The organism is Streptococcus suis, assembly GCF_016775005.1.
In the GTDB taxonomy this organism is placed as follows: Bacteria; Bacillota; Bacilli; order Lactobacillales; family Streptococcaceae; genus Streptococcus; species Streptococcus suivaginalis.
This window is the reverse complement of the sequence record NZ_JAEUXI010000015.1, coordinates 1-1,529: the sequence shown is the minus strand read 5'-3', so window position 1 is coordinate 1,529 and position 1,529 is coordinate 1. Positions and strand designations below refer to the sequence as shown.

Genomic DNA, 1,529 nt, shown 5'->3' with positions numbered 1-1,529 from the left:
TCTGCAACAGGTGAACGCACTGAAATCACTACCATCCGTAATGGAGTAGATGGCACAAACGGTACCAACGGTCGTGATGGCGCAAACGGAAGCTCAGTTATTTCAGAACGTCAACCAGATGGTAGCGTTAAAGTCTACAACGTTTCCTCAACAGGTGAGCGCACTGAAATCACAACTATTCGCAACGGCGTAGATGGCACCAATGGTCGTGATGGCGCAAACGGAAGCTCGGTTATTTCAGAACGTCAAGCAGATGGCAGCGTTAAAGTCTACAACGTTTCCTCAACAGGCGAGCGCACCGAAATCACAACTATTCGCAACGGCGTAGATGGCACCAATGGAACCAACGGAAGCTCAGTTATTTCAGAACGTCAACCGGATGGTAGCGTTAAAGTCTACAACGTTTCCTCAACAGGTGAACGCACCGAAATTACAACTATTCGCAACGGTGTAGATGGAATCAACGGTACCAACGGTCGTGATGGCGCAAACGGAAGCTCAGTTATTTCAGAACGTCAACCAGATGGTAGCGTTAAAGTCTACAACGTTTCCTCAACAGGTGAGCGCACTGAAATCACAACTATTCGCAACGGCGTAGATGGCACCAATGGTCGTGATGGCGCAAACGGAAGTTCTGTAATCTCCGAACTTCAACCAGATGGCAGTGTCAAAGTTTATAATATTTCTTCAGGTGGTGACCGTACTGAAATTGCAACAATCCGTGATGGTAAAGATGGTAAGGACGGAATAGATGGCAAAGATGGCAAATCACCGTTAGTTGAACAAATTGAAGTTCGAGAAGGTGATAAGGTTATCGGAACAACAATCATCATCAAGGATGGCGATGGCAATGAAATTAGTCGTCAAACCATCCTCAACGGTCGTGACGGTAAGAATTCGGAAGTCACTGTTACACCAGGTACCGATCAAGATGGCAACAGCGGTCAAACAATTACCATTGTTAAACCAGACGGCAGTCGGGAAACCACCTTTATCCGTGATGGTAAAGATGGTAAGGACGGAATAGATGGTAAAGATGGCAAATCACCGTTAGTTGAACAAATTGAAGTTCGAGAAGGTGACAAAGTTATCGGAACAACAATCATCATCAAGGATGGCGACGGCAATGAAATTAGTCGTCAAACCATCCTCAACGGTCGTGACGGTAAGAATTCGGAAGTCACTGTTACACCAGGTACCGATCAAGATGGCAACAGCGGTCAAACAATTACCATTGTTAAACCAGACGGCAGTCGGGAAACCACCTTTATCCGTGATGGTAAAGATGGTAAGGACGGTGTAGATGGTAAAGATGGCAAATCACCGTTAGTTGAACAAATTGAAGTTCGAGAAGGTGACAAAGTTATCGGAACAACAATCATCATCAAGGATGGCGACGGCAATGAAATTAGTCGTCAAACCATCCTCAATGGTCGCGACGGTAAGAATTCAGAAGTCACTGTTACACCAGGTACCGATCAAGATGGCAACAGCGGTCAAACAATTACCATTGTTAAACCAGACGGCAG

At 45.7% G+C, this 1,529-nt stretch carries 1 protein-coding gene; it reads left to right on the top strand.

All coding sequences use genetic code 11. The annotated features are described in order from the left end of the window. Positions 1-1,529: collagen-flanked surface repeat-containing protein (locus JNG37_RS09745; RefSeq protein ID WP_449276443.1), on the top strand; the 1,529-nt coding region annotated here is incomplete at both ends.